The organism is Pseudomonas sp. NPDC096950 (assembly GCF_044762525.1).
GTDB lineage: Bacteria > Pseudomonadota > Gammaproteobacteria > Pseudomonadales > Pseudomonadaceae > Aquipseudomonas.
Window position 1 is genome coordinate 181,919 of record NZ_JBIWEL010000008.1, and the last position, 6,245, is coordinate 188,163.

Annotated in this window: 5 protein-coding genes; 3 read left to right on the forward strand and 2 right to left on the reverse strand. The window is 61.2% G+C overall.

All coding sequences use genetic code 11. From position 1 onward, the window contains the following. The 3 genes from ACIQY3_RS15430 to ACIQY3_RS15440 all read left to right on the forward strand — a co-directional run. Positions 1 to 291: hypothetical protein (locus ACIQY3_RS15430; RefSeq protein ID WP_403020802.1), on the forward strand; the 291-nt coding region annotated here is incomplete at its 5' end. Positions 292 to 303: 12 nt separating this feature from the next. Next, positions 304 to 1,314 (forward strand): extracellular solute-binding protein, encoded by a 1,011-nt coding sequence (locus tag ACIQY3_RS15435; RefSeq protein ID WP_403020804.1) that lies wholly within the window; start codon positions 304 to 306, stop codon positions 1,312 to 1,314. Next, positions 1,314 to 2,879, forward strand: a complete 1,566-nt coding sequence (locus tag ACIQY3_RS15440) for an ABC transporter permease (protein WP_403020810.1) — start codon at positions 1,314 to 1,316, stop codon at positions 2,877 to 2,879. The genes ACIQY3_RS15435 and ACIQY3_RS15440 overlap by 1 nt, the downstream gene beginning before the upstream one ends. A 97-nt stretch (positions 2,880 to 2,976) precedes the next feature. On the opposite strand, the gene ACIQY3_RS15445 is transcribed toward ACIQY3_RS15440, so the two are convergent. Both ACIQY3_RS15445 and ACIQY3_RS15450 read right to left on the reverse strand, forming a co-directional pair. Continuing rightward, a complete protein-coding gene (locus ACIQY3_RS15445; RefSeq protein ID WP_163908009.1) occupies positions 2,977 to 4,911 on the reverse strand; it encodes a methyl-accepting chemotaxis protein in 1,935 nt (644 codons plus the stop codon). A gap of 139 nt (positions 4,912 to 5,050) precedes the next feature. Next, positions 5,051 to 6,245: adenylosuccinate synthase (locus ACIQY3_RS15450; protein WP_403020814.1), on the reverse strand; the 1,195-nt coding region annotated here is incomplete at its 5' end.

Sequence of the window (6,245 nt, forward strand, 5' to 3'; positions counted from 1 at the left end):
ATTCAAATTTCAGAGTCGATCTGGAATTTCACAAAAACCCGCGAAAGCGGGTTTTTGCGTTTCTGGCTTTCAAAAACTTTCAGCCAACATCGACCCCTTGTGGGAGCGGGCTTGCTCGCGAAAGCGGTGTATCAGACAAATCAATGTCGACCGGCACGCCGCCTTCGCGAGCAAGCCCTCTCCCACAAGGACTGCGACAACCGCTCTAGCAGAGCCTTCCCTGCCCCGCAAGGCGCACTTGAGAAACAATATCGTTTATCATTGTTGCAAGTTTTTGCAATGCGACAGTGAGGAACCCTGCGAATGATGTTTCGAAATACCCTGCGCCGAGGACTGACCTTTACCCTCCTCGGCCTGGCTCTCGCCACTCCCCTCACCCAAGCCGCCGACCCGGTTGCCCTGACGCTCTATAACGGTCAACACAAGGAAGTCGGCGACGCCGTCGCCAAAGCCTTCGAAGCCAAGACCGGGATTCACGTCAACGTGCGCAAGGGCAGCAGCAACCAACTCGCCAGCCAGGTCGTTGAAGAAGGCGATCGCTCCCCCGCCGACGTGATCTACACCGAAGAATCGCCGCCGCTGAACAAACTCGGCGAACAAGGCCTGCTGGCCCAGACCGACGCCGCCACCCTCGCCGTCCTGCCGAAAGATTACGTCGCCGGCAACGGCACCTGGATCGGCATTACCGCCCGGGTCCGCGTAGTCGCCTTCAACCCGAAACTGATCGACGAAAAAGATCTGCCCAAGTCGGTCATGGAATTCTCCGATCCGAAATGGCAAGGCAAGGTCGGCTTCGTACCCACCAGCGGTGCGTTTCAGGAACAAGCCGTGGCGATCATCAAGACCCACGGCATGGACGCGGCCGAAGAATGGCTGACCGGCCTGCGCGCGTTCGGCAAGGTCTACAGCAACAACATGGTTGCACTGAAAGCCGTGGAAAACGGCGAAGTCGCCACCGTGCTGGTGAACAACTATTACTGGTTCGCCCTGCAACGTGAAAAAGGCCAGCTCGACTCGAAATTGCATTACTTCACCGGCGGCGACGTCGGCGGCTTGATCACGGTTTCCAGCGCTGCCGTGCTGAAGTCCAGCAAACATCCAAAAGAAGCCCAGCAATTGCTCGCCTACATGGCCAGCGAAGAAGGTCAGCGCGTGATCACCCAGACCACCGCCGAATACCCGCTGCACAAAGGCATGGAATCGGATCGCGGGCTCAAGCCGTTCAGCGAACTCGAAGCGCCGAAAGTCACGCCAGCCGACCTCGGCAATGCCGAAGAAGCCCTGGACCTGGAACGTGACGTTGGCTTGAACTGATGAGTGCGTCGCTATCCGCCCCTGCCGCGCGCGGGGGTTACGTGCCACGGCGCAAACGGCCGTCGATCTGGTTGCTGCTGCCGGTGTTGCTGCTGGTAGTGCTCAGCCTGTTGCCGCTGGCGTATGTCGGACTCAAGACCTGGCAGGCCGGTTGGGCGGAGGCATTGCATCTGCTGTGGCGGCCGTATGTGTTTGGCCTGCTGCGCAACACGCTGTCGCTGATGGTCGGCGTCACCGTGGCGTGTGGCGTGATCGGTTTGTCCCTGGCCTGGCTGCTGGAGCGCAGCAATCTGAAGGGACGGCGGCTGTGGGGCGTGATCCTGTGCTTGCCGTTTGCCGTGCCGGCGTTTGTCAGCAGCTTTACCTGGGTTTCCCTCAGCGCGCATTTCGAAGGCTTGGGCGGGGCGATCCTGGTGATGACCCTGTCCAAATATCCGTTGGTGTTTCTGCCGGTGGCGGCGACCTTGCGCAATCTTGATCCTTCGCTGGAAGAGTCCGCTCGCACCCTGGGGCAGAATCGCTGGGGCGTGTTTTTCCGGATCACCCTGCCGCTGCTCTGGCCGTCACTTCTGGCCGGCTCGCTGCTGATTGCGCTGCACATGCTGGTGGAGTTTGGCGCGCTATCGATCATCGGCCTGCAAACCTTCACCACGGCGATCTATCAACAGTTCGAACTGGAATTCAGCAACGCCAATGCCGCGATGCTGTCGGCAGTACTTTTGGCGCTGTGCCTGGTGCTGTTGTGGCTGGAATTGCGGGTTCGCGGCAAGGGCCGACATGTGCGCACCGGCCAGGGCGCGGCGCGGCATGCGGAACAGGTTCAATTGGGGCGTTGGGCCGCCGCCGGACAGGTTTATTGTCTGGCGCTGGCGATCATCGGCAGCGGCATTCCGCTGGGGATGCTGGCGTATTGGCTGGCAGTCGGCTCTTCAGCAGCCTTCCCGGTGGCAGCGATCAGCGAGGCATTGCTATCGTCCCTGGCGTTGTCGCTGGGTGGCGCGGCGTTGTGTCTGGTGCTGGCGGTGCCGGTTGGGTTGCTGGTGGTGCGCTACAAAGGCCAACTGGCCATTTGGGCCGAGCGCCTGCCCTATCTGCTGCACGCGCTGCCAGGTTTGGTGATTGCGCTGACCCTGGTGTATTTCGCCCTGCACTACTTGCCGGCGCTGTACCAGACGTCGATGTTGTTGCTGATCGCTTATGCGCTGCTGTTCCTGCCGCTGGCTCAGGCGCCGATTCGCACCGCACTGAACAAAGCTGCGCCGCAACTGGAAGAGGCCGCTCGCACGCTGGGCGCGTCGTCGCTCAGTGCGTTTTGCCGGGTGACCTTGCCGATTATCTTCCCGGCATTGGGCGCGGCGTTTGCGCTGGTGTTTCTGGATGCAATGAAGGAACTGACGGCAACGCTGCTGCTGAGCCCGACCGGGTTGAATACGTTGGCGACGGAAGTCTGGGCGCATACCGCGAACGTGGAGTTTGCGGCGGCGGCGCCTTATGCGGCGTTGTTGATTTTGGTGTCGGGGTTGCCGGTTTATCTGCTGACGACGCGGATGTATTTGAGCCGTTGAGATCGCCTTCGCGAGCAAGTCCGCTCCCACATTTGAAATGCATTCCAATGTGGGAGCGGGCTTGCTCACGAAGAGGCCCGCCCAGACAGAGAAAATCCTAAGCCCTGAACTGCCCCAGGCTTGCCTTCAACTGCGCTGCCAACCCATCCAGCACCTTGCCGCTGGCCGTGGTTTCTACCACTGCCTGAGCCGCTTTCTCAGCCTGCGCATGAATGGTCTCAACCCGACCACGCACTGCCTGCGCGCCCTGAGCCTGATGCGCCGCTGCTTGTGTCGCCAAACCAATCGCCGCGTGCACCTGCTCAACCGACGCCTGCACCGACTGCTGCAACCGCGCGCTGTCACGCAACACCAGCAAACCTTCGCTGGCCTGGCGCCCGGCCTGACCAATCGCCGCTACCGCCTCACGCGCGCCTTGTTGCAAGGCCACGATATGCGCCTGGATGTCACCGGTAGAGCTTTGCGTCTTGCTCGCCAACGCCCGGACTTCGTCCGCCACCACGGCAAATCCGCGACCGGTCTCGCCGGCTCGCGCCGCTTCGATAGCCGCGTTCAGCGCCAGCAGGTTGGTTTGCTCGGCGATCCCGTGAATCACCGTCAGCACCACTTCAATCTGTTCACTTTGCTGCGCCAGACGCTCGATCACCTTCGCTCCGGTGTCGACCTGCCCGGCCAACGCTTCGATCAAGCTGCCGACTTTCGCCGAGGTCCGGGTGTTCTCATCGGTGGCGGAACGAATATCCACCACTTGCTGCAAGGCTGCTTGCATCGCATGGCTTTCCGACTGCGCCTCATCAGCCATTTGCGACAACGCGCGCAGGCTCTCGGCCACTTCATCGCGCTGCATGCCCGCAGCCGCATCGGCCCCGGCATTGCGCAAGGTCATGGCGCCGATTTCCACGCCGGTGCGCTGAGCCACGTCGCCCGCCTCACGCACGATCGGCTGCAACTTATCCACAAAGCGATTGACCGCCGAGGCCATGTCGCCGATTTCGTCCTTGCTGTTGATCTGCACACGCTTGGTCAGGTCACCCTCGCCCGCCGCCAGATCATCCATGGCGGCAATCAGCATTTTCAGGCGATTGACCACGCGACGACCCAGCACCACGGCCAGCAGCAGTAACACGCCGAAACCTACCACCGCCAGGCCCATGCCGATGCGCCAGCGCAGAGTGCCCGCCGCTTGCTGCACGGTGCTGGTGGTGTTGGCCTGCATTTCAGAGGCCGTGGACTGCGCCGACTTTAGACGCGCGCCCATCGCCGCTGCGCTATCAGCCGCCGCGCCTTTGAGACTGTCGCCGACCAGTTGATCACTGCTGGCGATCAGCGCGGTGAATCGCTTGTCGAGGGCCGCCAGATCGACTTCCACCGAAGCGGTAGAAACGCCCATCAAGACCTTGCCGATTTCCACGCCATTGGGGCTGATCGAAGCTTCGAGGTAGTAGACCGATGGATCGTTCTTCGCCGCATCCAGCACTTTATCCAACGCGCGCTCGCCCTGGCCTTTCTCCAGCAGTGCTTTGTTGATCGGGTTCTCGCGATTCAAATAGCGGGTCAGGTGCTGTCCGGTGGCGTCGTCGTAGATCACGAACAACACGTTCGGATTGCGCTGGGCCCGACGGGCGAATTCGGACAGGGTTGGAACGTCGCTGTCCCACATGGCGCGGGGTGCGACCGAGGCCAGAAGCTGCGCCATATCATTGGCGGAGTCCTTCAGGTCTTTTTCCAATGTCCCACGCAATTGCGCCTGCTCGTCCTTCAGACGCGAGGACAGGCCGGCGGTAAGTCGCTGACGGGTATTGGTCGAAAGGCTGTCCAGGCTCGACGTGACTTCACGCCCCGCCTGCTCCAGTTCGCCGGAGAGTTTTTGACTGTCGGCACCCAGGCGCACGCCTAGATCGGCCTCCAGCGCGGTGACTGTGCTCCGGGTCAGGGCGACGGCGACCAGCACTTGCACCAAAAGGGCGATACCAAGGGTAACGAACACAGGCCGCAGAAGACGGCTTTGTAACAGTGAGAGAATGGCTGACACGGGATTATCCCTCTGCTTTGACGCCATTAAATTGATGGCACGCCAGAAGGCATAATTACAGCAAAGGTCGTGCCGCCCAACAGGCATAAACGACAAAGGCCCCGATTAAGGGGCCTTTGTGTTTTACATCAACGACTTATTAAGCGAACGGATGACGCAGAACGATGGTTTCGTTGCGGTCCGGGCCCGTCGAAATAATGTCAATCGGCGCACCGACCAACTCTTCAACGCGTTTGATGTAGTTGCGAGCGGCTTGCGGCAGCTCTTCCAGGGTCTTGGCGCCGACGGTGGATTCGGTCCAGCCTGGCATCTCTTCGTACACTGGCTCGAGGCCGATGTAGCTGTCGGCGTCGGTCGGTGCGTCGATCACTGCACCATCCTGGTTCTTGTAGCCAACACAGATGTTGATGGTTTCCAGGCCGTCCAGCACGTCCAGCTTGGTCAGGCACAAGCCCGAGATGCTGTTGACGTCGATGGCGCGACGCAGGATGACGGCATCAAACCAGCCGCAACGACGGGCACGGCCGGTGGTAGCGCCGAACTCGTGGCCACGCTTGGCCAGGAACGCGCCAACGTCGTCGAACAGCTCAGTCGGGAACGGACCCGAACCGACGCGAGTGGTGTAGGCCTTGGTGATGCCGAGGATGTAATCCAGGTACATCGGACCGAAACCCGAACCGGTGGCAATGCCGCCCGCGGTGGTGTTGGAGCTGGTGACGTACGGGTAGGTCCCGTGGTCGATGTCCAGCAGGGAGCCTTGGGCGCCTTCGAACATGATGTCTTTGCCAGCGCGACGCAGCTCGTGCAGCTCGGCGGTGACGTCGAGCATCATCGGCTTGAGCAGCTCGGCGTATTCCATGCACTCGTCGAGAGTCTTCTGGAAGTCGATCGCCGGCTCTTTGTAGTAATTGACCAGGACGAAGTTGTGGTAATCCAGCAACTCGCCCAGCTTGGCGGCGAAACGCTCACGATGGAACAGGTCACCGATGCGCAGACCGCGACGGGCGACTTTATCTTCGTAAGCCGGGCCGATGCCGCGACCGGTCGTACCGATCTTCAGCTCGCCACGGGCCTTTTCACGCGCCTGGTCCAGCGCGACGTGGTAGGACAGGATCAGCGGGCAGGAAGGGCTGATACGCAGGCGCTCGCGCACCGGTACACCTTTCTCTTCCAGCTTGATGATCTCGCGCAATAGAGCGTCCGGTGCAACCACCACGCCGTTGCCGATCAGGCACTGCACGCCTTCGCGCAGCACGCCCGACGGGATCAGGTGCAAGACGGTTTTTTCGCCGTCGATCACCAGGGTGTGACCCGCGTTGTGGCCACCTTGGTAG